Source organism: Telluribacter sp. (assembly GCF_035998675.1).
Taxonomy (GTDB): domain Bacteria; phylum Bacteroidota; class Bacteroidia; order Cytophagales; family Spirosomataceae; genus Telluribacter.
In genome coordinates this window covers 304,461-330,798 of sequence record NZ_DASYHI010000024.1, presented here as the reverse complement: position 1 = coordinate 330,798, position 26,338 = coordinate 304,461, and the positions used below count along the sequence as shown (strand labels likewise).

The 26,338-nt window shown below is 52.5% G+C and carries 22 protein-coding genes; 7 read left to right on the top strand and 15 right to left on the bottom strand.

Translation table 11 applies throughout. From position 1 onward, the window contains the following. Positions 1 to 16: 16 nt before the first annotated feature. Positions 17 to 1,378, top strand: coding sequence for a dipeptidase (locus VGN67_RS23085; RefSeq protein WP_327489648.1), 1,362 nt, complete (start codon positions 17 to 19; stop codon positions 1,376 to 1,378). A gap of 141 nt (positions 1,379 to 1,519) precedes the next feature. Here the strand turns inward: VGN67_RS23085 and VGN67_RS23080 are convergent, their stop codons facing one another. The 8 genes from VGN67_RS23080 to rsmH all read right to left on the bottom strand — a co-directional run bounded on the left by VGN67_RS23080 (position 1,520) and on the right by rsmH (position 11,002). Continuing rightward, positions 1,520 to 2,146, bottom strand: coding sequence for a hypothetical protein (locus tag VGN67_RS23080; protein WP_327489646.1), 627 nt, complete (start codon positions 2,144 to 2,146; stop codon positions 1,520 to 1,522). A 145-nt stretch (positions 2,147 to 2,291) separates the two neighbouring features. Beyond that, entirely contained in the window at positions 2,292 to 3,260 is a 969-nt protein-coding gene (gene egtD / locus VGN67_RS23075) for an L-histidine N(alpha)-methyltransferase (RefSeq protein ID WP_327489644.1), read from the bottom strand. Positions 3,261 to 3,294: 34 nt separating this feature from the next. Continuing rightward, on the bottom strand, positions 3,295 to 4,512 hold the full coding sequence (gene egtB / locus VGN67_RS23070) for an ergothioneine biosynthesis protein EgtB (protein ID WP_327489642.1): 1,218 nt from the start codon (positions 4,510 to 4,512) through the stop codon (positions 3,295 to 3,297). Positions 4,513 to 4,634: 122 nt separating this feature from the next. Then, positions 4,635 to 5,849 (bottom strand): phospho-N-acetylmuramoyl-pentapeptide-transferase, encoded by a 1,215-nt coding sequence (gene mraY, locus VGN67_RS23065; protein ID WP_327489640.1) that lies wholly within the window; start codon positions 5,847 to 5,849, stop codon positions 4,635 to 4,637. Positions 5,850 to 5,942: 93 nt separating this feature from the next. After that, complete coding sequence (locus VGN67_RS23060; RefSeq protein WP_327489638.1) at positions 5,943 to 7,427, bottom strand: UDP-N-acetylmuramoyl-L-alanyl-D-glutamate--2,6-diaminopimelate ligase; 1,485 nt, start codon at positions 7,425 to 7,427, stop codon at positions 5,943 to 5,945. Positions 7,428 to 7,433: 6 nt separating this feature from the next. Next, complete coding sequence (locus VGN67_RS23055) at positions 7,434 to 9,575, bottom strand: penicillin-binding protein (RefSeq protein WP_327489636.1); 2,142 nt, start codon at positions 9,573 to 9,575, stop codon at positions 7,434 to 7,436. 59 nt (positions 9,576 to 9,634) lie between these two features. Next, positions 9,635 to 10,045: an FtsL-like putative cell division protein gene (locus tag VGN67_RS23050; protein ID WP_327489634.1), complete on the bottom strand. Its 411-nt coding sequence runs from the start codon at positions 10,043 to 10,045 to the stop codon at positions 9,635 to 9,637. A 27-nt stretch (positions 10,046 to 10,072) separates the two neighbouring features. Continuing rightward, on the bottom strand, positions 10,073 to 11,002 hold the full coding sequence (gene rsmH / locus VGN67_RS23045) for a 16S rRNA (cytosine(1402)-N(4))-methyltransferase RsmH (RefSeq protein ID WP_327489631.1): 930 nt from the start codon (positions 11,000 to 11,002) through the stop codon (positions 10,073 to 10,075). Positions 11,003 to 11,144: 142 nt separating this feature from the next. Here rsmH and VGN67_RS23040 point away from each other — a divergent pair, with 142 nt between their 5' ends. From VGN67_RS23040 to VGN67_RS23015, 6 genes are all read left to right on the top strand, one after another. Then, positions 11,145 to 12,392, top strand: coding sequence for a TlpA disulfide reductase family protein (locus VGN67_RS23040; RefSeq protein WP_327489629.1), 1,248 nt, complete (start codon positions 11,145 to 11,147; stop codon positions 12,390 to 12,392). A gap of 29 nt (positions 12,393 to 12,421) precedes the next feature. Further along, positions 12,422 to 13,645: an MFS transporter gene (locus tag VGN67_RS23035; RefSeq protein ID WP_327489627.1), complete on the top strand. Its 1,224-nt coding sequence runs from the start codon at positions 12,422 to 12,424 to the stop codon at positions 13,643 to 13,645. A gap of 136 nt (positions 13,646 to 13,781) precedes the next feature. Then, a complete protein-coding gene (locus tag VGN67_RS23030) occupies positions 13,782 to 14,246 on the top strand; it encodes a MarR family winged helix-turn-helix transcriptional regulator (RefSeq protein ID WP_327489625.1) in 465 nt (154 codons plus the stop codon). A gap of 52 nt (positions 14,247 to 14,298) precedes the next feature. Then, positions 14,299 to 16,704 carry a 3-hydroxyacyl-CoA dehydrogenase/enoyl-CoA hydratase family protein gene (locus tag VGN67_RS23025; protein WP_327489623.1) on the top strand — a complete coding sequence of 802 codons (2,406 nt, stop codon included), beginning with the start codon at positions 14,299 to 14,301 and terminating at the stop codon, positions 16,702 to 16,704. 219 nt (positions 16,705 to 16,923) lie between these two features. Beyond that, positions 16,924 to 18,621 carry a response regulator gene (locus VGN67_RS23020; RefSeq protein ID WP_327489621.1) on the top strand — a complete coding sequence of 566 codons (1,698 nt, stop codon included), beginning with the start codon at positions 16,924 to 16,926 and terminating at the stop codon, positions 18,619 to 18,621. A gap of 121 nt (positions 18,622 to 18,742) precedes the next feature. After that, entirely contained in the window at positions 18,743 to 19,162 is a 420-nt protein-coding gene (locus VGN67_RS23015) for an Rrf2 family transcriptional regulator (protein WP_327489619.1), read from the top strand. Here VGN67_RS23015 and VGN67_RS23010 read toward each other — a convergent pair. The 7 genes from VGN67_RS23010 to VGN67_RS22980 form a co-directional block, all read right to left on the bottom strand. Further along, positions 19,159 to 20,793, bottom strand: coding sequence for a hypothetical protein (locus VGN67_RS23010; protein ID WP_327489617.1), 1,635 nt, complete (start codon positions 20,791 to 20,793; stop codon positions 19,159 to 19,161). The genes VGN67_RS23015 and VGN67_RS23010 overlap by 4 nt on opposite strands. A gap of 5 nt (positions 20,794 to 20,798) precedes the next feature. Then, positions 20,799 to 21,746, bottom strand: coding sequence for a glycosyltransferase (locus tag VGN67_RS23005; protein WP_327489615.1), 948 nt, complete (start codon positions 21,744 to 21,746; stop codon positions 20,799 to 20,801). Between the two features lie 15 nt (positions 21,747 to 21,761). Continuing rightward, entirely contained in the window at positions 21,762 to 22,838 is a 1,077-nt protein-coding gene (locus VGN67_RS23000; protein WP_327489613.1) for an NAD-dependent epimerase/dehydratase family protein, read from the bottom strand. Positions 22,839 to 23,062: 224 nt separating this feature from the next. Then, positions 23,063 to 23,365 (bottom strand): hypothetical protein, encoded by a 303-nt coding sequence (locus tag VGN67_RS22995; protein ID WP_327489611.1) that lies wholly within the window; start codon positions 23,363 to 23,365, stop codon positions 23,063 to 23,065. Between the two features lie 77 nt (positions 23,366 to 23,442). Further along, entirely contained in the window at positions 23,443 to 25,176 is a 1,734-nt protein-coding gene (locus VGN67_RS22990) for a M3 family oligoendopeptidase (RefSeq protein WP_327489609.1), read from the bottom strand. 204 nt (positions 25,177 to 25,380) lie between these two features. Then, entirely contained in the window at positions 25,381 to 25,686 is a 306-nt protein-coding gene (locus tag VGN67_RS22985) for a hypothetical protein (RefSeq protein ID WP_327489607.1), read from the bottom strand. Between the two features lie 25 nt (positions 25,687 to 25,711). Next, entirely contained in the window at positions 25,712 to 26,146 is a 435-nt protein-coding gene (locus VGN67_RS22980) for a hypothetical protein (RefSeq protein ID WP_327489605.1), read from the bottom strand. Between the last annotated feature and the right edge of the window lie 192 nt (positions 26,147 to 26,338).

The following is a 26,338-nucleotide window of genomic DNA, read 5'->3' as shown; positions in this document are numbered from 1 at the left end:
ACCACTACTAAAAACTATGCAAAACTACATAGAGCAAAACCGCGATAAATTCCTCAACGAGCTCCTTGACCTGCTCCGCATCCCGTCGGTAAGCGCTGATTCCAAGTTTAAAGAAGATGTACGTAAGGCGGCGGAGTACGTCCGTGACCGCATCCGGGAAGCCGGTGCTGACCGGGCTGAAATTTACGAAACGCCCGGCCACCCGGTCGTATACGGAGAAAAACTGGTAGATCCTTCCGCCCCGACGGTACTTATTTACGGCCACTACGACGTACAGCCCGCCGATCCGTACGAGCTGTGGGATTCGCCGCCTTTTGAGCCGGTCATCAAAAACGACCGTATCTACGCCCGGGGCGCCTGCGACGACAAGGGGCAGTTTTATATGCACATAAAGGCGCTGGAAACCATGCTCGCTACCGGTACCCTGACCTGCAACGTAAAGATCATGATTGAGGGAGAGGAGGAAGTCGGCTCCGACCACCTGGGGCAGTTCGTGAAGGAGCACCGCGACATGCTCAAATGTGACACTATTCTGATTTCTGATACCAGTATCATTGCTAACGACGTACCTTCTATCGAGGTTGGTCTGCGTGGGCTCACCTACCTGGAAGTAGAAGTAACCGGAGCTAACCGTGACCTGCACTCGGGGGTATACGGTGGTGCCGTGGCTAACCCTATCAATGTACTGTGTGAGATGATTGCCTCCCTTAAAGATGAAAACGGCCACATTACCATTCCGGGCTTTTATGACAACGTGGAAGAGCTGACGGAAGAGGAGCGGAAGTCAATGAACGAAGCACCGTTCAGCCTGGAGGAGTACAAGAAAGACTTACATATTAACGACGTGGCCGGTGAAGCAGGCTATACCACCATTGAGCGTACTTCTATCCGTCCTACGCTGGATGTCAACGGCATCTGGGGCGGCTATACGGGCGAAGGCGCCAAGACGGTACTGCCTTCCAAAGCCCACGCCAAAATCTCCATGCGCCTGGTCCCCAACCAAACCGACAAGGAGATAGAGGCACTATTTACAAAACATTTTGAATCCATTGCGCCGGATTCGGTAAAGGTAAAAGTAAAGCCCCACCACGGCGGACTACCCTACGTCAACCCTACCGACTCGGTCGAATACGAAGCGGCTTCCATGGCTATGGAAGAGTCGTTTGGCAAGAAACCTATTCCTACGCGTGGCGGCGGGAGTATCCCTATAGTGGCACTGTTTGAGCAGGAACTGGGCGTGAAGAGCATCCTGATGGGCTTTGGCCTGGACATCGACGCCCTGCACTCACCCAACGAGAGCTACGGCCTGTTCAACTACTACAAAGGCATCGAAACCATCCCGCTGTTTTTTAAGCACTACGCTGAGTTGAAGAAGTAGTTTTTTCAGAGAGCTCAGGAGTAGACGATTCTATGGGTTCATAGGTACTGATGGCACGGACTGAAAGGTCCGTGCTTTTTTATAGGTACCTAAAAAAAGCGTAACCGATACGAAAAAAGGTAAAGTACTTCCCGGAACTCCTCAATAGTAGGCGGGCCTGCCAACCGGAATCATGCTGCTGATAGTGATGGAAGTTATATCAGGATTGAAAGGAGTAGTAACCAGATGCTCGACCTGAATTTTGAAATCCCGGAAAGCCACGCCCGCCCGGGGTACCAGCGTAAGGAACACGTCCCGTTCCTGGCGGCGCAGCAGGTACACCTGGTTGGTCTGGTTATGACGCGCTTCCAGTTCGCCAATATAGGTGGCGCCTACTCCCATTCCCAGAAAAAACTTTGCTGACTTGCTACCTGAACTACCCAGGTAGTAATCTGCAAAAGCTAATCCGTAAGGGGTAAATTTACCCTGCAGTACACTATTGGACTCAGGGTCGTCGAACTTTGGCCTGAATACGCCGCCCAGGCGCAGGCCCAGATTGATGCGGTCGGTTATCAGGTACTGGGGTGCCAGGTACACCTGCCAGCCCAGTCGCGTTTTGGGCAGGAACAAGGGATTTATGGAATAAGCCCGGCTGGCTTTTGAAAGTCCCGCTCCCACCCCCACCTCTACGTACAGACGTCGCTCGTCTTCGTAGGGCCTTTGGGACGACTGAGCGTAAACAGCAAAGGTACCTAGCAAGGCCGGAAGAAGCAGTAGTAGTCGGTGCATAGTGTGGAACGGTAGAAGAGGTGTTAATGGTTTGGATAAACAAATTTATAACTTTTCTCTGCCCGGGCAAGCCAGCCTGCTGATGGTACCGGTTGATAGCTACCGCTCAAAATTCACGCCAAATAAACTGTATGAGGGGGTCCAGTTATTCTTTTCGCCAGAGGCTGTCCGTAAAGTAGCGCTTTCCGTCAAAGAAATGCTGCTCTACTTTATAACCGCACACCTGCGCCAGATTCTCTATCTCGGAAAGAGTGTACTTCTTGGACAGCTCCGTCCGGATAAGCTCGTTGGCCTGAAAGCGAAATGTTTTCTGTAAAGCGCCTATGGTTACCTCCTGCCCGGTCAAGCTCACCAGCATACTCCGAACTTCGCCGTTGTAGGGGTTGTAGTAGGAATAAAAATCAAATTGGTCCTCCCGAAAATCAGCGTCCAGCTCGCGGTTCATCCGGCTGAGCAGGTTGAGATTAAAAGAGCGGGTTATACCGGAGGCATCATCGTAGGCGCTCTTGATAACGGCCGGATTCTTCTGCAGGTCAAACCCGATGAGGAGCTTGTCGCCCGGCTGCATGTAGCTATACAACATACCCAGAAGTACCTTGGCGTCGTCGGGTTCGTAGTTGCCAATGTTGCTGCCCAAAAACAAAAACAGGTTAGAGCGTCCGCTAAAATTGAGCTGTTTCAGGATGTCGAAATAGTCACCTACTTCGGGCTTTACCCGCAGGTCAGGGAGGCTGCTGCTCAGCTTGCTCTGCAGTTGCTGCATGGCCTCCTCCGAAATATCAATGGGAATATAGGTAAAATGGGTTCGCTGGGCATGCAGGTACTTGAGCAACTCCTGGGTCTTGAGAGCATCGCCCGCTCCCAGCTCCACAATATTAAAAGGCTCCTCAAACTGCAACGCACTAACAATACCGCCGGGTTGCCGCGACAGAATTTCCATTTCCGAGCGGGTCAGGTAGTACTCCGGCATCTGCATGATGTCCTGAAACAGACGACTGCCGGCATCGTCGTAGAAGTACTTGGAAGGGACAAATTTCTCCGGGGCCGAAAGGCCCTTGAGTACATCTTCGGCGAAGGGGCTAAGTTGAAGTGTTACGTTCGGGTGCGCTGGCATGGGTATTTTTTAGGATGTATGTGGATCTATTCTTTTATTGGACCAACCGGATACCGGTACACTGCCACTGCAGGGGCGGGTGGAAGAAATTACGGTAGGTAGCCCGGCTGTGGTTAGGCGAAGTAGCCGTGGAGGCCCCCCGCAGTACCATCTGATTACACATAAACTTGCCGTTGTACTCCCCGATGGCTCCGGGGGCTTTACTAAATCGCGGGTAGGGCAGGTAAGCACTGTTGGTCCACTCCCAGCGCTCTCCCCAGCGCAACCGGGACGACGCTACCTCCCACTCAAACTCCGTCGGCAACCGCATCTTTTTCCATTCGGCAAAGGCCGACGCTTCGTAAAAGTTAATATGGCACAGAATACTGTCGGGCGCTACTTTTTGTAAGCCACTCAAGGTATAGCAGTACCAGTCGTCCTCTATGTGGTGCCAGTACAAAGGCGCCCTGGCCTGGCTTTCGTTTACCCACTGCCAGCCTTCCTCCAGCCACAGCTCAAAGCGCCCGTAACCGCCATCATTCATAAACTCAAGGTACTCGCCGTTGGTGACCAGCGCTTTGCTGATGTCAAAGGCCTCCAGGTATACCTTGTGCCTCCCCAGTTCATTGTCATAGCAGAAGCCTTCGCCGGTAAAGCCAATATCGTACAAGCCTTCTTTTACCGATACAAAACCTGATTCCTGGTTAGCTACTTCCGTTAAAGAAAATCCCTCCCGGTACACCGGAAATACAGGATTGTGCCCCAGTATGTATTTCAGGTCGGTAATCAGGAGCTCCTGGTGCTGCTGCTCGTGGTTGAGTCCCAGTACTACTACCTCTTCCAGCTCAGCCGAAACCTCACGGCTAAGCAGCGCGTGCGCTGCCTCATCCACGTAGCGACGGTAGGCATAGATTTCCTCCACCCCGGGCCGGGTGATATTGCCCCGGTCCGTGCGCAGGACCCGGGTACCTACGTGGTTGTAATAACTGTTAAAAAGGTAGCTGAAATCGGCGTGGTACTTCTGGTAGCCAGGCTGGTATTTACAGAGGACAAACTCCTCAAAAAACCAGGTAGTATGCGCCAGGTGCCACTTGGGCGGACTGATAAATTCAACGGGCTGGGGAATATAGTCTTCGACCTGTAACGGCTTACAAAGGGCTTCGGTGTAGGCCCTGACGCTCTGGTACTGCCCCAGAAGGGAAGCGGGCGAAGTAAGATCAGGGGAGGGGTACGGCTCGGAGAGCGGATCGAGGATCGCTGTTTCTGCTTTCATACATGGAATGGATTGACAAAAAAATAGGTAGAAGCCATGCAAACGCATACAGCTTCTACCTACTACAACCCAATTATTAAAGCAGATGTTTCCTTAGTTTTATCCGGCTCCGGCTCAGCCCGTTAGCGCAGTTTAAGCGTTGCCAGCGTCATAATAGCCAGAATAATACCTACTACCCAGAAGCGGGTAACAATTTTAGATTCGTGGTATCCTTTCTTCTGGAAATGGTGGTGGAGCGGCGACATCAGGAAGATACGCCTACCCTCCCCGTATTTCTTTCGGGTGTACTTAAAATAGCTCACCTGCATAATTACCGACAGGTTTTCGGCCAGAAAAACCCCGCACAGCAGCGGAATCATCAGCTCCTTCCGCACCGCCAGCGACAGTACCGCTATCACTCCCCCCAGCATCAGACTACCCGTATCACCCATAAATACCTGCGCCGGGTAGGCATTGTACCACAGAAAACCCACGCAGGCCCCCACAAAAGCCGCACAAAATATTACCAGCTCACCGGAGTTGGGTATGTACATGATGTTGAGGTACTGCGAAAAGCGGGCGTTACCCGACAAATAAGCCAGCACGCCCAGCGTCAGGGCAATGATGATGGATATACCCGCCGCCAGGCCGTCAATGCCATCGGTGATATTGGCCCCGTTAGACACGGCGGTAATGATAAAAATCGCGAGGATGGTATAGACAATCCAGGTGTACTCGTCGGGCACCAGGCCAAAGAGCAGAGAGCTGTAGTCAAACTCGTTGTTCTTGATAAAAGGTACCGTGGTAATGGTAGGATTAATGATGTCGTGATAGCGCTGCACCTCCCCGATGGTAGAACTGACCACCGGCTTGTCGTACACCCTGATCTTGACGTTATCATTAAAGGACAGCGTCACGCCCACAATCAGGCCCAGCCCCACCTGGCCTACTACTTTGAATAGTCCATGGAGTCCTTCCTTATTATTCCTGAACTTCTTGATGTAGTCGTCAATGAAGCCGATAAAGCCCGTCCAGATGGCCGTAATTATCAGTAGTACTATATACACATTGGACAATTTGGCGAATAGCAGGACCGGTACCAGCAAGGCAGCCAGGATAATAAGCCCGCCCATGGTAGGGGTACCTGTTTTTTCCAGCTGCCCGGTCAGGCCCAAATCCCGGATGGTTTCGCCTACCTGCTGACGGCGGAGGTAGCTAATCAATCGCTGACCGAACACGGCGGCAATCAGCAGGGACAGCACCGTAGTACCCAGGGCACGAAAAGAAATATACTGAAACACGCCTGCGCCCGGAAAATTGTAATGGCGGTCGAGGTATTCAAACAGGTAGTAAAGCATGAATGGGAAATATATAACAAGTACTTACTATATGGTGCTGCTATTTAACTCTTTTAAAGTAAATCAGGGTGTTAATTTTTAACTTTTTCGGCTCTACTTTTCGGTCTGGAGGCTCGCGAAAGCCTCCCGCAGTACCTCCCGGTCATCAAAGTTATGCTTTACACCTTTTATTTCCTGATACGTTTCGTGGCCTTTCCCGGCTACCAGCACAATATCGTGCGGATTGGCCCCCGAGCAGGCCTTAAAGATAGCTTCGCGCCGGTTAGGAATGATAATTACCTTTTTAAAATCCAGCGGAGGTACCCCTTTCATCATTTGATCCAGGATAGCCTGGGGGTCTTCGTGGCGCGGATTGTCCGAAGTCAGAATAACCCGGTCGCTGAATTTACAGGCAATGGCCGCCATGTGGGGCCTTTTCTCAGCGTCCCTGTTGCCTCCACACCCAACTACGGTGTACACCTGTTCATTCCCCTGCCGTAGCTGTGAAATAGTCTCCAGCACGTTCTGGAGGGCATCCGGCGTATGGGCATAGTCTACAATGCCCACAATATCAGCCGACGAATGTATCTGTTCAAACCGCCCCGCCGGACTTTTCAGGCCGGATAGCTCTGTAAGTACCTCTTCGGGCGCTTCGCCCAGCAGCACCGCCGCCCCGTAGGCCGACAGCAGGTTGTAAGCATTGAAGCGTCCGATGATCTGGAACCAGATTTCCCGGGAGTTGATCTCCATGTGCATCCCCAGCAGCGTATCGGCCAGCATCTTGCCCCGGAAGGTCGCCATGGTCTGGAGGGAATAGGTCTCTACCCTGGCCCTGGTATTCTGCACCATAACCGCGCCCCGGCGGTCATCAATATTTACCAGCGCAAAGGCATCGGCGGGTAGCTGGTCAAAGAACCCTTTCTTGGCGGCAATGTAGTTGTCAAACGTTTTATGGAAATCGAGGTGGTCGTGGGTGATATTGGTAAAAATACCTCCGGCAAAGGTAAGCCCGGCAATGCGCTGCTGTACCACCGAGTGCGAACTTACCTCCATAAACACGTAGTTACAGCCTTTTCGGTGCATCTCTGTCAGCAGGCGGTTCAGATTTGGTGAGTCGGGGGTCGTGTGGGTGGATGGAATGACCTCATCCTCGATCTGGTTCTGTACCGTCGAAATCAGCCCGCAGCGGTAGCCCAACCCCCTGAACAACTGAAATAGAAAAGTAGCAACGGAGGTCTTGCCGTTGGTACCGGTTACGCCTATCAGTTTGAAACTACGGGACGGGTGGCCGTAAAACGCCGAGGCCATCAGCCCCATAGCCCGGGCCGAATCCAGAACCTGTACGTAGGTAACCTCCGCCCGGGTATCGGCGGGTAGCTCTTCGCAAAGTATGACCCGTGTACCCTGCTCAATGGCCTTTGCTATGTACTGGTGACCGTCCGCCTGGGTGCCCCGCACAGCCACGAACATACTATCCGGTCCGGCCCGGCGTGAATCCAGGGTAATATCGTTAACGGTCTGGTCGGTGCTTCCTACTATGGTAGCATCAGGTACTTCCCGCAATAATTCACTTAGTATTTTTTTATTTGAATGGTCCATTTGTGTTTACTGTAAAGTCAATAAAATGCTTTTCTGCCCCGATACCTTCGAGCCCGGCGGCAGTGACTGCTCCACTACTTTACCGGCTCCTTTGAAGGACACCCTGAATCCTTTGTTTTCCAGAATATACAAAGCGTCGCGCAGGGCCATACCGCGCAAATCCGGTACATCGGGCCGCTCTACCGGCCGGGCCTGCCAGGTTACTTTTCCGGCCGAAGCCACTGCGCCCTGTACCCATTCCTCCCCTTCGGGAAGCGGCGTTAGGTTCAGCGCTTTACTAATGGCCGACAGTTCATTGCTTTTCCCCACCCATTTTACGGTTTTAGCTATTTCGGCGGGCTTTTCCCGGGTAGGCTTATGCATGCTGATGTCGTAGGCGTAAATCCGGTCCGCTACTTCCTTGAATACCGGGGCGGCTACGCTGCCCGCATACAGCTGCTCTTTACTGAACCCGCGCGGACTGTCTATCACCACAATACAACTGTACTTGGGCTTGTCGGCCGGGAAGTACCCGGCAAAGGAGGTCGAGTACCTCCCGACCATGTAGCGACCATTTACCAGTTTCTGGGCGGTACCTGTTTTGCCGGCTATGCGGTAGTGACTGGCGCTGATGTTACGGGCGGTACCCCGCTCTACTACGCCTTCGAGCATTTGCTGTACCTTCCGGATGGTTTGGGGTGAACAAAGCGGGGTTTCCTCCACGTAGGGTTCCAGCTGGTCTACTACTTCTTCGGCATTCCGGATCTGGCGCACCATCATGGGACGTACCCAGTAGCCGCCGTTGGCCACGGCGTTGTAAAGGGTAAGGGTTTGCAGGGGGGTCATCTGCAGCTCGTAGCCGTACGACATAAAAGTGAGCGAGGTACGGCTCCACTGTTTTGAAGTCCGGTCGCGGATCAGGGGCGGTTTTTCGCCCTTCATATGAATGCCCGTAGGGGTAGTCAGGTGAAATTGCTTCAGGTACTGAAGGTACTTGTCGGGCTTGTGATAGAAGTACTTCTCCATCAGGAGGTGTACCCCCACGTTGGACGATTTTTCCATAACCTCCCGCGCGGTAATGTTGCCGTGGCCGCCCCGCTTGGTATCTTCAATCTTGACGGACCGGTAGTGAACCAGGCCGTCGCCCGTGTTGACCCATTCGCGGTTGGGGTCTAAGCCGGTTTCTTCCAGGATCGCCATCATGGTAGGCAACTTAAAGGTAGAGCCCGGATCGGTACTGCCCGCCAGGGCGTAGTTAAATACCTCGCGGTAGTCCTGGTCGCCCCGCCGGGTGAGGTTGGCCATTGCCCGTATTTCGCCCGTAGCTACTTCCATCACCACCACACAGCCGTAGTCGGCCTGGTACTGGCGCAGCGTACGCCGCAGGGCCGACTCGGCCATATCCTGGAAGTTCATGTCCAGCGTAGTATATACATCGAGGCCGGGCTCGGGCCGGATATTCAACGCGTCGCCCACGGGTATCCTCACGCCTCCCTCCACGCGCTCAACCAGTTCCACGCCGTTGCGGCCCGACAGCTTTTTGTCAAAACTGGCTTCAACACCCACCCATCCTTTACCGGTGCGCGGGTTCAGCCCCCCGATGGTACGGTCGGCCATGGGCATAAATGGTTCATACCGCCGGTACACGGTTTCGAACTTACCGCCCCCTCCTCCCTTTTCACGCCTGAAGAAAGGCCAGTCCAGTACTTTCTCCCGCTCCAGGTAGCTAATTTCCCGGCTCTTCAGGCGCAGGTAGCGGGAGCGCTTGCTCCGGCGTATAGCTACAATCCGCTGCTTATACCGCTCCGCCGAGTACTCCCCGAAGTGCCTCACCAGCTTGTTTACCAGGGCATCAATGTTTTTATCAAAATAAGCCTCCGAGGAAGCCTTTACGTCCAGACCTACGTAGTAGTAGGGCAAAGAAGTAGCCAGCAGGCTACCGTCGCTGGAGTAGATATTGCCCCGCATGGCCGGAATGGTATCCAGCTTGAGGTCGTTCTGCTCCGCGTAGGCCGACCATTTTTTGCCTTTGAACGTTTCGTAAAACTGCACCCGGATAAGCTTGACAAACACCACAACCGCCAGCAGCAGCAAGAAACCTGACACTGTGCGTGCCCGGTATATCAGCGCCTGCTTGTTGTTCTGGCCTCCCTCTCTACTGCTTCTCATGCTGTACTGGTTCTACTGCTGTTTTATCTTTATGTTCAATGGGGAAATAAGTCAGGGCGTTATCTCTTTTGGGCTGGTGGCCCGGCCACTATTTTATGCGGGGGAATCAGGTTTTCCTCCAGACCCGACGCTTTCATTTTCTCAATGATTTCGGACTGCTTTCCGCTTTTCATGTACTCGGCCTTAATGGAAGTATACTCCGCCCGCAGGTCTTCTACCTCGCTTTTCAGCTTCAGGCTGGTGCGCACGTACTGCTCCGACATGTACCCGATCCGCTCATAGATTACCAGCAGCAGTACCAGCCAGGCCAGGTAGTAGAAGTACTTGACCGGCACGCGCTCTTCCTTACCGGGTTCTTTTTCTCCGAATACCCGGTCCAGCGGAAGGAAACGGTTCAGCCAGTTGAATAGCTTGTACTGCCGCCGGGGGCGCGGCGGTTTGGGAAGTACTTTATGCTTGTTGATGGTCATCCGAATATTTTCGTTTTTAGCTGGTTATCAGGCTTTACTATCAATCTTTTCAGCAATACGCAGCTTAGCGCTGCGGGCGCGCGGGTTCCGGGCTACTTCTTCGGCCGTGGCCTCCAGGGGTTTACGGGTAACGCCGTGCAGGGGCTTGATCTCATTACCGAAAAAATCTTTCTCCACCTCTCCTTCAAACTTGCCTTTGTTGATAAAGTTCTTGACCAGGCGGTCTTCCAGCGAATGGTACGACATCACCACCAGCCGTCCGCCGGGCTTGAGTACCTCGGGTACCTGCTCAAGAAACTCTTCCAATACCGCCATTTCGTCATTTACCTCAATTCGCAGCGCCTGAAACACCTGCGCGAAGTACTTGTTTTCGCGGTGGCGCGGAGCGTAGCGTTGTAATATACCTTTCAGGTCGTTGACCGTTTCGATGGGGGTGTTGTGGCGGGCGGCAAAAATAGCCTCCGCGGCCGTGCGGGCATTCTGGACTTCACCGTATCGCCCCAGTACCCGCTGCAGGTCCGCCACCGTATAGTCATTCAGGATTTGCCGGGCGGTTTTGTCGCCCTGCTGGTTCATGCGCATATCCAGTTCGGCCTCAAAGCGGGTGGAAAAGCCCCGCTCCGGCGTATCGAACTGGTGCGACGAAACCCCCAGGTCGGCTAGGATACCGTCTACGGGCTCCGCTTTGTACAAACGCAGGTACCTACGCAGGTGCCGGAAGTTGGCCGGTATAAACATAAAGCGGGGGTTTTCGCGCAGAGCCGCCGCATTGGCCGCCGCATCGGCATCCTGGTCGAAGGCCAGCAGGCGCCCCGTGGTTAGTTGTTCGAGAATGGCTTTTGAATGACCTCCTCCCCCGAACGTCACGTCCATGTAAGTACCTTCGGGGGTAATATTCAGCCCCTTCAGGCATTCCTGAAGCATGACCGGATCGTGATAGCTATTCTCTGTTTCCATTCTCTTAAAAAGCAACGTAGTAAGGAACTTATTCTTGCCGGGGGGCCGTTACAAACTTAGCAATTTTCAATGGTACGCATGGCTGCTTGCTGCTGATTTAATTTTCCATAAAAATCCCCGCTGAATTGCCAATTAACTGATTATGATACGAATTCTGCTCTGGTTTGCCCTCTTTGGAGTCTTTATTTCAGCCGCCTGCACTTCTGCTTCCGGTCCTTCGGTTAAAAACGGCACCTGGCGCGCTACCCTCACCCGCGACGGACAGACACTCCCTTTTCTGCTGGACATTCAGGCCAATCCTGACCAGAAAACCTACACGGTTTACTCCATTAACGGTACTGAGCGACTCCGGCTGGATACGGCCTACGTCGAAAATGACTCGTTACATATTCCCATGCAGCTTTTTGAGTCGGACCTGGTAGCCAAAGTTGAAGGCGATCGCCTGTCGGGCGTGTGGAAGCGCAGCCGCTTGGGCCAGGTGGTAGGTACCCTCCCGTTTGCAGCCACCCACGGCGACACGTACCGCTTTTTTAAGGAGGAGAACCAAACATCTGATAAATCGGCCGGGGGAAAATGGGCTACGCTTTTCCGCAGTTCCGAAACCCAGGACTCTACGGTTGCCGTAGGCGTATTCGAACAAAAAGGCCCGGCTGTACAAGGTACCTTCCTGACCCCAACCGGCGACTACCGCTACCTGGCGGGTAGTGTCAGGGGCGACAGCCTGTACCTGTCGTGCTTTGACGGTAACCATGCCTTTCTGTTCAAAGCGGCTTTTCAGCCCGACGGCTCGCTGAAAGGCGGTTTCTGGTCGGGCGTGACGGACTACGAAAGCTGGACGGCCCGTCGGGATGCAAACGCCCAACTACCCGATGCTACCAAACTTACGTACCTGAAGCCCGGCTACGAAACCATATCTTTCAGCTTCCCCAACGCCGAAGGAGAAAAAGTATCGCTCAGCGATGCCCGCTTTAAAAACAAAGTCGTGATCCTGCAGATTATGGGCTCGTGGTGTCCCAATTGCATGGACGAAACCAATTTTCTGTCGCCCTGGTACAAGCAGAACCGCGACCGGGGCGTCGAAATTGCAGGTCTTTCTTTTGAGCGTTCGACCCGGCTGGAAGATTCCGCCCCCAAGCTCCGGCGCATGGTAGACCGCTACGATATTGAGTACCCGGTACTGCTGGCCGGACAGAGCGAAAAGGATTCGGCTGCTTTGGCGCTTCCCATGCTGAACCACATCATGTCGTTCCCGACCACGATTTTTATTGATAAAAAAGGAAAGGTCCGGGAAATACATACCGGCTTTTCCGGACCCGGCACCGGCCACTACTACGATGAATTTGTGGAGGATTTCAACCGGCTGGTAGATAAGCTGGTCAGTGAAAAATAAGACCTATGACTTTCAAACTTGAATAACGAATGACCCGAGGCGAACGACTGCTGCTGCTTGTACTGGCCTGTATCAACTTTACCCATATCGTTGATTTCATGATTATGATGCCGTTGGGTCCGCAGCTCATGCGGTACTTTGGCATTGGCCCGCAGGAGTTCGCCCTGATTGTGTCTTCGTACAGTCTCAGTGCCGGTATCTCCGGCTTTGTGGCCGCTTTCTTTGTTGACCGCTTTCCCCGTAAGTACGTGGTAATGCTGGCCTACAGTGGTTTTGTGGTGGGTACGCTGGCCTGTGCCATAGCGCCAACCTACTGGCTGCTCATTGCCGCCCGCGCCCTGGCGGGTATCTTTGGCGGGGTACTGGGGTCGCAGGTACTTTCCATTGTGGGCGACGTGTTTTCTTACGAACGCCGCGCCCAGGCCATGTCCATTGTCATGACGGCCTTTTCGGCGGCCTCGGTGGCGGGGGTACCTTTCGGGTTGTACATTGCCACGCGGTTCAGCTGGCACGCTCCGTTTGTGTTTGTGGGGGTGCTGGGAATAGGGGTACTTTTCCTGATCTGGCGCTTTGTTCCTATCATGAACGCCCACGTTCAAAGCCGGCAGCAGCGCACCAACCCGTTTGCGGTCCTGACCAACATTGCCAGCAACCCCAATCAGCTCCGCGCACTGTTTCTGACTACTACTATTATGCTGGGGCATTTCAGTATTATTCCTTTTATAACCCCCTACCTGGTTTCTAATGTCGGGTTTAGTGAATCCAATGTGTACCTGATTTACCTGGTGGGCGGGGCGCTTACTATATTCACGGCGCCGCTGGTAGGCAGAATTGCTGATCAGAAGGGCAAGTACCCCGTCTTTGTGGTATTTGCGCTGTTGTCCCTGCTGCCGATTTACCTCATTACCCACATGCCCCCTTCACCACTGGCGTATGTACTGTTCGTATCGGGCTTGTTCTTTATTTTCTCCAACGGCCGTCTGGTACCTACGCAGGCCATGGTTACTTCCGTGGTCAGTCCGGTTCAGCGCGGCGGTTTTATGGCGATCAATTCTTCCGTTCAGCTGCTGGCCCAGTCGTTGGCCGCTTACAGTGCCGGTCTTATTGTGGGCAAAACACCCGAAGGACAGGTAACCAACTACGGGCTGGTGGGCTTCTTTGCCATAACGGCCATCTTTCTCAGTATCTTCATAGCCCGGCAGGTAAAACCCATCGACGCGGCTCCCCAACCCCTTGAAGCTACCGCTCCGTAGCTTCGCCCTGCCTTATACCTACCTCTTTATTGAGATAAAGTAGCAGGTTTCTAAAAATAGTATGCTTGCATAATATCATCCTATTTTAGTACATTTGTAGAAGGACTATTCTGACGCCACATAAGAACTGACAGGTATGCGCAAGGAAAAAACAGTGGACTTTCATATAAAATGGGCCTGGCATTCGATATCCCGGATGTACAACGCCTACGCTGCCCGCTTCGACATGACCATGGCAACCGGCTATGTGTTGCTGAATATTGACAGCGAAAATGGTACTCCGGCCACCAAAATAGCCCCGTTGCTGGGTATGGAACCACGAAGTCTGGTCAGGATGCTCAAGAACCTCGAAGAAAGAGGCCTGATCCGGCGCGAAGTACACGAAACAGACAAACGTTTTGTCCATATCATGCTTACCGAAGAAGGCCGCCGCAAGCGCGAGATGGCGCGGGAGGGGGTACTTACCTTCAACAACATGATTCGTGAAAAGATACCGCTGGAAAAACTTGTCGTGTTTCTGGATGTGATTAAAGAAATAAACCACATGGTGGAAGAAGAAAATCAAAAACTTAAAGCGGGAGACGGGCCTGAAGATCTGTAGTCCCATGTTCTGCCTCCTGTAATACTAAAACCACTCTATAATTAGTCAACGTATGAATCGTTCAATTCGTAAAGTAGCCGTACTGGGTTCCGGAATCATGGGCTCGCGCATCGCGTGTCATTTTGCCAATATCGGTGTACAGGTACTGCTGCTGGACATAGTACCCCGTGAGCTTACCGAGGCCGAAACCGCCAAAGGACTCACGCTGGAACACCCGGCCGTACGCAATCGTATTGTCAATGAATCCTTCCAAAGTACTCTCAAAGGCTCCCCGGCGGCTCTGTACAGCCCTAAGTTTGCGGACCGGATTAAGCTGGGCAATTTTGACGATAATCTTAAAGATATAAAGGGCTACGACTGGATCATTGAGGTAGTAGTAGAGCGCCTGGACATTAAGAAAAGTCTCTTTGAAAAAGTAGACCAAGTACGCAAGCCGGGTACGCTCATTACCTCCAACACCTCGGGTATTCCTATCCATCTCATGTCGGAAGGCCGTAGTGACGACTTTCAGCAGCATTTTTGCGGTACACACTTCTTCAATCCGCCCCGCTACCTGCGCCTGCTGGAGATTATCCCCGGCCCCCAGACCGACCCGGCCATCGTTGACTTCCTGATGCACTACGGTGACCTCTTCCTGGGTAAGACTACGGTACTGGGTAAAGACACTCCCGGCTTTATTGCCAACCGGCTGGGTATCTTTGCCATGGTACAGACCATCCGTACCGCCGAAGAACTGGGGCTAACCGTCGAGGAGGTAGACAAGCTCACCGGACCGGTGGTCGGCCGCCCCAAGTCAGGTACCTTCCGCCTGTCGGACCTGGTGGGGCTGGATACTACCGTACACGTTGCCAATAACCTGTACACGTCGGGCGAAGGTACCGACGAGTCGCGGGAGGCTTTTATGCTGCCCCCCATTATGCAGCGACTATTTGAAGCCAAACGCCTGGGCGATAAATCGGGACAGGGCTTTTATAAAAAGACTAAAGATGAAAAAGGCAAGACGGTCATTATGGCGCTGGCCTTTGATACCATGGAGTACCGCCCCAGCGAAAAAGTGAAGTTCGCTACGCTGGAAGGTACCAAAGCCATCGATAACCTTTCAAAGCGTTTTGGGGTACTGCTGGATGGCAAGGACAAAGCCGGGGAGTTTTACCGCCGCACCTTCACCGATGCCTTCCGCTATGCTACCTACCGCATACCCGAAATCTCTGACGAACTCTACCGCATTGACCAGGCTATTACAGCCGGTTTTGGCTGGCAGATGGGCCTTTTCGAAACCTGGGATGCCATTGGGTTAAAGAAAATGCTGGGTATCATGGAAGGACTCGACAAAAAACCAGCCAACTGGGTGTATGAAATGGTTGAAGCCGGTCAGGAGTCGTTCTACAAAGTAGAAAAAGGCAAACGCCTGTACTATGATATTCCGACGAAGAGCTATCAGCCGGTACCGGGGCAGGAGAGCTTTGTCATCCTGAGCAACTACTCCGACAACATAGTCTGGAAAAACGCGGGCGCTACCCTCTACGACATTGGTGACGGCATCGTCAACCTGGAATTCCACTCCAAAATGAACACGTTCGGTGCTGAGGTAGTGGAAGGTGTACAGAAGGGTATCAGCCTGGCCGAAAAAGATTTCCGCGGGCTGGTCATTGGGAATGAGTCTACCGAGGCGTTTTCGGCGGGAGCCAACCTGGCTATGCTGTTCATGTTTGCCCTTGAGCAGGACTTTGATGAGATCAACCTCATGATCGCGCAGTTCCAGCAAACCATCATGCGCGCCCGCTACTCGTCCATCCCGGTCGTGACGGCGCCGCACACGCTGGCGCTGGGCGGCGGCTGCGAACTTAACCTGCACGCCGATAAAGTGGTAGCCCACGCCGAAACCTACATGGGGCTGGTAGAGTTGGGCGTAGGGCTCATACCCGCCGGAGGAGGTACCAAGGAAATGGCCGTTCGCTGCTCTGACCTCTATCGCACAGGCGACCCCGAACTGAACGTACTACAGAATGCCTTCATGAATATTGCGCAGGCCAAGGTATCTACCTCGGCGCAGGAAGCCTACGAAATGAACTACCTGCAGGATAAGGACCAGATAGTACTGAACCGCAGCCGCCTCCTCGCAGAAGCCAAACAGGCGGCTCTGGAGCTGGCCGACAACGGCTACACCCAGCCTACCCAGCGTACCGACATTAAAGTGCAGGGGAAAACGGGTATCGCGTTGTTTCAGGCGGGTATTGCTCAGATGCGCATGGCTAACTACATCAGCGACCACGACGTCAAAATTGCCAACAAGCTGGCCCATGTGATTTGCGGGGGCGATCTTAGTTACCCACAAAACGTAACGGAACAGTATTTGCTTGACCTGGAGCGGGAAGCCTTTCTGTCGCTCTGCGGGGAAAAGAAGACACTGGAACGCATGCAGGGATTACTGACTGGCGGCAAGCCATCTCGGAATTAAGACTATTCAGCTGTTTTATTTTCAAAAATTCCGTCAGAAAATCTATTTTGGCGGGATTTTTGCTTGTAAAGCTCCTTATTATTCTGTTATTAGAAAAACTGTATTTTTGTACATCCGCTACAAAATCCCACTATTTACTTGGACAAAGCTGACTATTCATATCAGTATAACAATCTCTGGAAGAGAGAGCTTGAAGTTCGATCGCGTTCGAGCCACCGGATGCTTACCCTATCTTTTATTCTTGGCTACCCGATCACAAGTCTCCTTTTTCTGATTAGTAACAGCCCCTACGTTTCAGAGGTACTTACCATCCAGTTATTGACCAGCGCTATCCTTACGGTGCTCCTGCTATTGAATTTCAAAAACAAGATCAGCAATGTCAATCTGGCGTTGTACTGCATTCTGGTCGCTTCTGTTTTTCATGCTTATTTGCTCTGGTCCATTCCCCACAAAACCTACGAACGCGAAACATTTAACATCATTCTGGTTCTGCTGTTCACGCTACTGATAGTCCGCTGGAATTTCAGATATGCCCTGATAGCGGCCATAGTACCTCTTATTTTATTTCCAACGGCAGTCTACCTACACAACCCCGCCTCCTTCCCCAAGTTTTTGGGTGAAGGAGGCCTTTTTATGCTGGGGGCTTATCTGGTCTATCCTTACCTGAGCCGGATGCGTTTTGAAAAAGACAAGAAAGAGTTTTACCTCCGGCACACGCTTCAAAAGCAAAACGAAGCCCTCGAAAAGCAGAAGACCATTGCCGAACAAGCTACCCGGGCCAAGTCGGAGTTTCTTTCCATGATGAGCCACGAAATCCGTACGCCGCTCAATGGCATAGTAGGCGTGGTGCATCTGATGCTGCAGGATGGTAAGAAAAATGATTTCCAGGCTGACCTGGTACAAACGCTTAAGTTCTCAGCGGATCACCTGATGGCCGTTGTAAATGATATCCTGGACTTTAATAAAATTAACTCCAACCACGTACAGCTTGACCCAATTCCCTTTGAAGTCAGGACTTTGCTAAAAAACCTGGAAAAAACCTTTATTCCCAAAGCCGCCGAGAAAAAGCTCGACTTGCTGTTCAAAATAGATACTGATATTCCGACTCAGATTGTGGGTGACAAGGTAAGGCTCAACCAGATTCTTAACAACCTGATTCACAACGCCATAAAGTTTACCGAAAAAGGGTCGGTGAAGCTGGTAGTAAAGGTAATAAACAAGGATGAACGTAAAGTGCGGCTGCATTTTATGATCATTGATACCGGTATTGGTATCCCGTATGAGCAACAACCTGCTATTTTTGAGAGCTTTACCCAGGCCAGCGTAGCTACGCACCGGCAGTACGGGGGCACGGGCCTGGGACTGGCTATTTCCAAGGAATTACTGCAACTGTTTGGTAGTGAAATACAGTTGTTCAGCGAAGTGGGAAGAGGTTCCAGCTTTACGTTTTCCATTGATTTTCCTTACCTCGAGGAGCAACCCGTTCAGGAAACACTCGCTCAGGTAGAGGCTACGGATACCTTTTCGCACGCCCGCGTGCTGGTCGTGGATGACAACCCTATTAACCTGCTGGTTGCTACGAACTTCCTTAAGCGCCGGGGAATCCAGTTTGAAACGGCGGTAAACGGTCTGGACGCTATCGAAAAATTCAAGGCTACCTCCTATGACTTAATTTTGATGGATTTACGGATGCCGGAAATGGATGGTTTTGACGCTACCCGGACTATCCGTACCCTGGATCGCAGCATTCCGGTTATTGCCCTTACCGCGTCGGCGTTTTCCAACGAAAAGGAGCGCGCCATGGCCAGCGGATTTACCGCCTACCTCACCAAGCCTTTCCTGCCCAAAGACTTCTACGATACCATTCTCCCCCGCCTTTCCAGGGAAACGTCCGATTCGTCCAGTCGTGTAGAGTAGCCGTTTGGTCCACTTCTGCTTTTCGTGGCTGGTAATGACCCGGGTACCGCAGCCGTCGTGCGTCTCATTTGAAAAGTTTTTCTATATTTGATATATAGATTTTATAAGTAGTTCCACTTCCATGATCTCCAGGAAAGCCAAATACGCCCTGAAAGCCTTAAAAGTACTGGCCCAGCAGTACGGAAAAGGCCCGGTGCTGATATCCCATATTGCCGAAAAAGAAAAAATACCCAAGAAGTTTCTGGAAGCTATCCTGCTTGACCTGCGCAACAACGGTATCCTGCAAAGTCAAAAAGGAAAAGGAGGCGGTTACCTGCTGCGTATGCCTCCCGAAGAGGTAAAGTTCTCGAAGGTACTTCGTATTATTGACGGTCCCATTGCCCCTACCCTGTGCGTATCATTATACTTTTATGGAAAGTGCGAAGACTGCGTTGACGAAGGAACGTGCAGCTTGCGGCTGGTGATGGAGAAATGGCGCGACGCCAACCTGGCGGTACTGGATCAGACCACCCTTACTGACTTACTAAATGCCCAGGATTAACGTCCGGCCGGGTACCTGTCCTTACGGATATAGAGTAAATTCTTTTCAAAGGTACCTACAAAGTGGTAGTTTTGTTTGACTAACCGGGCCAGTTCCGGAAAACTTTCGAAGCCTTCGGTGGCCCGGTCACCCAGCCAGAGGCTGTTATCCACGGCATCTACAAATACCACCGGCTGGTTTCTTCTCATGTCGCTGATGTAGCGGGCACGGTAGGTTTCACGCAAAGGATGCGCATAGATACTCCGCTCCGAGTGGTTTTCGGCCGTCCCGTGGGGTAGTTGTGCTTCTACATAGTACTTATTCTGCCACCCCCACACCACCATGTAGTCGTCCGGCTGTGTGTACTTGTTCAGCTCCTGCACCAGCGCGCTCACCGGTAGTGAAGTAGCCCCCACCGACATGTACTCGTTGACACGCCGGTGCCGCAGAAAAGACAGCGCATCGGTCCCCGCAAACCACCCTATCCACAGTCCCGCCAGTACCAAAGCTCCTACTGCTTTTTGCTTTCGTAGCCAGTGCAGCCCGCACACCGCCACCAGGGCCAGCGGCTGAATACAGAGGGTCAGGTAGTGTACGAAAGGATTGCCTGACTTGGTAGCGGCATAAAAGGCTGCCAACAGATATCCGATAAAAAGTACCGGCAGGAAAGCTTCCCGGGGTTTGCCCGGCCCTGCTCCGGAGCGAAGCCAGGTTAGTATACCCATACCAATAGGGGCCACAAGTACCAGGGTGTACGTCAGGAAGTCGGGGCTGAGCGTCAGTAGCCTGGCCAGGTAGGCCGGAATGTCCGTGAAGCTACTATTGCCCGCGTAAATAGCGTTTCCCAGCAGATAAAAGTCAATCATGTCGTCAAATACCTCATGGTAGAGGGCCCAGGCCGTAGTCAGTAACGGAAAAGAAAGACCACCCAACAAAATAGCGAGCAGGGGCCTGAACTGTCCGGCCGACCGGAAGTACCGGTACGTGATCCAGATGCCCGCTAAGGCCAGCACCACCGCCTGAGGCACGGCCTGAATCTTGGAAAAGGGTACCATGCCGGCTACAAACCCCAGCAGGTACGCCTGCCGGGCGGCCGGCACCGTGCCGCTTGACAATCCGGCTAATAACCAGAGGCAAAGACCCAATAACAAAACCGGTAGCTGCTCACTGGAATAATGGATATAGTCGGCCTCCTGGGTAAACGATAAAAAGAGCAGCGGAAACAGGAACGACAGCCGCGCGGTACTGGTCCCGAACCAGCGGCGAACAGCCCCAAAGAAGAAGAGCAAAGCCCCCACCGCGCAGAGCAGCCCCATGACACGAGCCGATGTATAGTCAATCTGAAAACCCAGCAGGCGCGGCAGTACCAGCCAGTAATTATCCAGCGGCCCAATGGTAGTACCATCCACCGATTGCCAGTAAACCGGGCTGAAATAAAGGGTAATGCCGTGGCTGATCATCTGGCTTTCATCGGGATTCAGTTCCCGGTTCATGACCACGGCAGGGAGCCGCATCATAACCAGCAACACCATGCTCAGGCAAAGAAAGAGCAGATTGGAAAACCGACGAAATACCCCCGCCCACACTACTGCTCCGGCTAGTGCGTAGCCTGCGGCCCAGTACACAACGGGAGAATAATCAAAGGTAAGCATCTATATCAGGCTACAGTTTCGACCCCTTCAATGAAGTCACGGTAGTGGATGGCAGGGATGAAGTGCTGCTGGGTACGGTACTGCAGTACCATAAATACCAGAAACAATGAGATCAGAAACGACTGCAGCATGACAATCAGGAGGGTAGTACCCAGCGTAGAGGCCCAGCCCGGCGTAGCGTTTCCAATAACTTTAAGAAAAATAATGATAAAGATAAAAGCCATGACCAGCCCCGACATCCAGAGGGAGAATATCAGAATACGGACCGCCGTAGTATCTATAAGTACCGAGATAGCACTCAGGCCGTGCAGGACCAGCGACACAAAATTCATTTTACTCTCACCGGCGAGTCTTTTGGCCCGCTCAATGGGTACATCATCGTATGGAATGCGCGACCGGATTACCCCCCCCGGGTAGTTGTTCCAAATCTCCGACACCCGCACCAGATTCTGCAGGCGCCGCCGGGGTACCAGGCTAAAATTACCGAAGGTAATAACCTTACCCGTCAGCAATTTAAAGATAGACTTATAGATAATATAGAAAACGCGGAACAGCGTATTTTCCTGTCTCTTGGTACGCCGGGCAAAGATGATTTTCCCCGGCTGCTCAAGGGACTTCCGAACCAGATGGTTGATGTCGCGTGGGGCGTCTTCTCCGTCGGCGTCCATTACAATGACCTTGTCGCAGTCCATTTCGCGGGCTACGTAGGATAACCCGATGGCAATGGCCCGCTGATGGCCCAGGTTTCTAAAGAGCCTCAGTACCTGAATACCCGTACCGTTAAACTTCACAAAGGGCTCCGTCCGGTCCCGGGAGGAGCAATCATCCACCACCAATAAAGACGTGTTAGCCAACGTAGTGGCCTCCACGTCTTCATTGAGCTTTTCAATCAGTAAATTCAGGGCTTCCCAGTCGTTAAACTGGGGAATGATAATAACGTACTTTTCGGGCATTTGCTACTTTATGAATTAAACAACCTGTCCGGCCAGTCGGGCGGCGATACCGTCGTGGATCTGGGAAAGGGTTTCTTCCAGGCCGTACTCCCAGTTCCAGCCCGGGTAGTGCGACTTGAACTTGGAGAGGTCACTGACGTACCAGATATGGTCGCCGATGCGGTTGGTATCCGAGTAGGAGTAGCTTATCTTCTTGCCCGATATCTGCTCACAAAGCGCAATGGCTTCTAGCATGGAGCAGTTGGCAAAACGTCCGCCGCCGGCATTGTACACCTCACCCGGACGGGGGTCCTGGTAGAAGTGCCAGAACATGTTCACCAGGTCGTGGCTGTGAATGTTGTCGCGCACCTGCTTGCCTTTATAGCCAAAAATGGTGTAGTGATTGCCGGTGATGGCGCACTTCATCAGGTAAGCCAGGAAGCCGTGCAGCTGAGCGCCCGAGTGGTTGGGGCCCGTCAGGCAGCCGCCCCGGAAGACGCCCGTCTTCATGCCGAAGTACCGACCATACTCCTGCACCATAATATCAGCCGCTACCTTGGAAGCGCCGAATATGGAGTGCTTGGTGTGGTCAATGCTGTGCTGCTCGTCAATGCCGTTTTTGTAGTAGGGGTGGCTTTCGTCAATCTCCCAGCGGGTTTCCAGCTCGACCAGCGGCAGGTAGTTGGGGTTATCGCCGTAGACTTTATTGGTAGAGGTAAAGATAAAGACCGCATCGGGGCAGTTCAGGCGGGTCATCTCCAGCATGTTCAGTGTACCGGTAGCATTCACGCTAAAGTCGGTAAAGGGCTCGCGGGCGGCCCAGTCATGACTAGGCTGGGCGGCGGTGTGAACAATGAGTTTGATATCGGCTCCATATTCTTTGAAGATCGGTTCCAGCTGGCTTACCTCCCGGATGTCGGCCGAATAGTGCTTGTAGTTAGAAAAAGCTTCGGAGATGCGGTTGCGGTTCCACTCGGTATTGCCGTCGGCGCCGAAGAAGTACTGCCGCAGGTTGTTGTCAACCCCTACTACCACATCAAATTTTTCGGCCAGAAAAGCCACCGATTCACTTCCTATCAAGCCGGCTGAACCGGTAACCAATGCTACGTTCATAGTAAATAGTACTTTATGTTTAGATGGATATGTTTTGTTCTAATGACGCCTCTTCAGAAAGTAGAGGGTAAAATAAAGCAAATTTTTTAAATGTAGGAGCATTACTCGTATACCCCTCCCGTTCAACTATTATTTCCGGATTTTGTTTTGAACACAACCCCAAATAAAAGAAGAAGGCAGTACTTTTTAGGAAGCACTGCCTTATTATATCCACTAGTTGTTGCTTACTGTGCCTGCTGATTAGCCTGTTGTCCTGCGGCGGAATCCAGCCGGGAAGTGGTAGCACTTGCTGCGCCGGGCGTTTCTGCAAACAGCTTTTCACGGATAGCAGTGGCACGCTTGTCCATATCCGGATTATCTTCGTATCGGCTAGTCAACTGACTGGCCGCCGAATCGGGGTGAGCACCGTATATATGATTGCTTCCCTCACGTACATCGTCCTGCTCAATCCGATTATATTTTTGGTAGTCGCAGGATGACAGTAAAGCTACACCTGCCACCAGGGCGGCTATCTTTCTGAGTTTCATTTGTGTACTTGTCTATAGATTTTGTGCAAAAGTAACGGCCTTTTCTAAAACCACCAAATGGCTCCGGCGCGTTTTTATTAAATTTTTAACTGTTCCAATTCCTTCTTCACAAAATCCATCAGCTCGGTAATGTGCTCTTTTGAGAAATCAAAGGGTACCCGGGCCGCCGCGTATATTTCACCAATCGGGGCGGTATAGCCCAGCTTGAGGGCGTCGAGGTAGCCCTGTAGTCCGGCCTGGGGGTCTTCGCGGTAGTTTTTCCAGACACCAATAGCTCCCAGCTGTGCAATACCGTATTCGATGTAGTAGAAAGGTACCTCGTAAATGTGCAACTGCCGCTGCCACAGGTACTCCCGGAACCGTTCTAACCCGGACCAGTCTGTGACATCATCGCTGAATTGCTGGTAAATCTGTACCCAGGCTTCGGTACGCTGCTGCGGCCTGTGTTCCGGATGCTCGTACATCCAGTGCTGAAACTTATCAACAGTAGCTACCCAGGGGAGGGTCTCGATGATAGACTCCAGGTGCTGGATCTTGGCCCGGCGCAGATCCTCTTCGTTGGTAAAAAACTCGTCCCAAAAGTCCATAGTCAGTAGCTCCATGGACATGGAAGCCAGCTCAGCCACCTCCGAAGGCGGATGCTTGAACGCATTGATCGTCAGGTCGCGGGTAAGCAGCGAGTGTACCGCGTGGCCACCTTCGTGCAGCAGCGTAATCATGTCGCGCAGGTTGGAGGTGGCATTCATAAATATGAACGGTACGCCGCTCTCGTCCAGCGGGTAGTTGTAGCCGCCCGGTGCCTTTCCCTTTCTTGACTCCAGATCCAGATGCCCCATGGCTTTCATGATACGCAGACAATTGGCCAGGAAAGGGTCCAGGCGCTGAAAACAGCGGATGGTTTTGTCCAGCAACTCCTGTCCGCTCCGGAAGGGCTTCAGCGGCGGACGGCCCTGTATATCTACTTTGGTATCCCACGGGCGGAGCGACTCCAGCTGCAGGGTTTCTTTACGCTCAAGAGCCGTGTCGTTCAGTAAAGGTACTACCGCTTCGGTAACGGCCTCATGAAAATCAAAGCAGTCCTGCGGACTGTAATCAAAACGCCCGAGGGCCGCAAACATATAGTCGCGGAAGTTGTCGAAACCGGCGTTGCGGGCTACCTGATGGCGCAGCTCCACCAGCTTATTCAGCAGCCCGTCCAGCTCGTCGTGCGCCTCGTACCGGCGCTCGCTGATGGCCCGCCAGGCTTCTTCCCGCACGGCCCGGTCGGTAGACTGCAGTCGATCGGCCGCTTTTTGCAGGGTCATCTCCTCCTCATCCAGCGTGACGGTCATAGCACCGGCTATAGCGCCGTATTTTCGTTCCTCGGTCTGCATCTGGGTCTGCAGCGGGATGTTCTCCTCCCGGAATATTTCAATGGCTTTTTTCATGCCCCGCACGGCCACCTCAAAGCCCTGGTCCCGGAGCTCGGGCAGGTAGGGGCTTTCGGTCGCTTTTTTATCCAGCTCGTTGCTGTAAGCCGCCAGGTGGGGTTGTATGTCGGTAATAAAGAACTGCAGAGCCTGTACCAGCTCGTTGTTGGCGGTATCGCAGGTTTGGCGGATGTAGCGCCAGGCAAAGTTTTCGGACAGGTACGAATCCAGCTCGCTGCGGTCACGGAACCACTGCCGCAGGTCATCAGTACTTTTCAGCTTCCGGTTTTTTAGATTCTCATAAAAAGGCCGGAGATCTTCCCAGCTTTTTAGCTCAAATTCCTCGCCAATAAAGGCCCGTGCGGGCCGCTGAGGTATATCTACGGTGTCTTCGGTTGTCATTGGTGGAAATTTACTGCAATTATGATGGTACTTTACATAACGCCTTTCGGAGGTCAAAGTTAGGCGAAGCCGTAAAATTTGCAAGCCTCTCCCATAAATGTGAACTACGGCGGTCATACAGGCCCCAGCATATACCCCTACAATAAAAAAAATCCGGCACAATATGCCGGATTTTTTTGACCAATCAACCTATACTAATGCGTGCTAATTTTTCCTTGCCTCGCTGGCGGCAGTCTCCGCTGTTTTTATCTGCTGGGCAGTAGTTGGGGCGGTCCGGGGCTTGTACATAGCTCCCGTAGCCAGATCCACGGGGATACTGATCAGCGGAAACAACAGGATATCAGCTACCAGAGCCCCGATCCTCATCTCACGGCGTGGCTCTCCCGGGGCAGGTCGGCGTTTTTGACTTTCGGTAACTTTTCCACCAAAAACGGTGGCACAGCTCGTCATAGACCCGGCCAGCATAAGCGCTACCATTGCCGGCAGGAATAATTTTTTGAATGATTTCATGGCTATAAAAGGTAAAAGCTATGGGTTATTTTGTAGCAGCGATTGAGAAGGACACTCCACCAGTATCCACTCCTTTAATGGTCAGCTTTTTATCCTTTATCTGCGCAAACTCCTGCCCTTCCAATCGCAGGCTGTACAGTCCGCTGCCCAGATCCACTACTTCGGTTTCATCCAGATTATCAACCAGGAACTCGCTGTTGTCGCTCTTCATCCGGATGTTAAGTACCATTGTTACACTGGTTGCTGTTTCGCGGGTCAGGCTTACGGTACCTTTCAGGTCGGTCTGGCTGGCGGGCAGTGTCTTTCCATTGAGGTTCAGTTCCGAGTAGGTGTACTGTCCGGCTACGGTAGTAGCGGCGTCAGGGGCAACGATTTCTTTGTTCTTTTCGCAGGCCGAAAGAGAGGCGACCAGCAGGAGCATCAACACGGGGATGCAACGGAAGTAATTAAAGTTTTTCATGGCTAATAGATTTAAAGTTTTTCAGAATACCCGGTGGTTTTGACGTCCGGTGATGCAAAGGTGCAGCCCGAAACCAAATTCAGAAATAGACCGCTGCCTCAACTGGAAAAATGGGCTCGTGAACTGTTGATTTGGGTACTTGAATGGACTCGAGGTTACCTGAAAAGAAAGCCGGGTTTTAACCGGATACTG